The sequence below is a fragment of the Shewanella sp. SG41-4 genome, from assembly GCF_014164505.1.
Classification (GTDB): Bacteria; Pseudomonadota; Gammaproteobacteria; order Enterobacterales; family Shewanellaceae; genus Shewanella.
On sequence record NZ_JACJFI010000740.1, the window covers coordinates 1 to 599 of the forward strand.

A 599-nucleotide genomic window follows, 5' to 3' on the forward strand; every position below is an offset into this window, starting at 1 on the left:
GTAAGCGGTTAATTAACCCCACATACCAATAATACTCACGCTTTAATATAGTGCCTTTTTCACCGGAGGTACTATGAACCAAGAACAAAAGCGCGCCCATTGGGTATCAATTGTTGAGCAACAAAAACAAAGCCAGCTATCCATTAAGCAATTCTGTACAGACAGCGGCATCAGTTATCAAACCTTCTACTATTGGTCTAAGCGGCTGCTCGTTCCTGACGCCATGCAAACCTTGCACCCCATCATTGTCGATGAACATGAATATACGCAAGCTCTGTCGGTGAACATTACCTTTACCAACGGTATTCGCGCTGAATTTCCTGCTACGCTGAGCCAAGCTCAAATTAGACATTGGGTTGCAGCACTACAATGACTCCCACTGGTAACGTGTATTTAGTGTCGGGTGTCACCGACATGCGAAAGTCGATTGATGGATTATCATTAATCGTCGCAGACACACTTGAAATGGACCCCTTTAGCCAGGCTTGGTTTATCTTTTGTAATCGACACCGCGATAAGCTCAAAATCTTATTCTGGGATACTAACGGATTTTGGCTTTATTATCGTCGCCTCGAAAAAGGCCACTTTAAGTGGCCGGT

The 599-nt window shown here is 44.4% G+C and carries 2 protein-coding genes; both read left to right on the top strand.

Going from position 1 to position 599, the window contains the following annotated elements; translation table 11 throughout:
- Window positions 1-73 precede the first annotated feature (73 nt).
- Entirely contained in the window at window positions 74-373 is a 300-nt protein-coding gene (tnpA, locus tag H5202_RS23605) for an IS66 family insertion sequence element accessory protein TnpA (protein WP_182774142.1), read from the top strand.
- Window positions 370-599, top strand: a 230-nt coding sequence (gene tnpB, locus H5202_RS23610) for an IS66 family insertion sequence element accessory protein TnpB (RefSeq protein ID WP_182774143.1), incomplete at its 3' end; no start/stop codon positions are given. The genes tnpA and tnpB, both read left to right, overlap by 4 nt.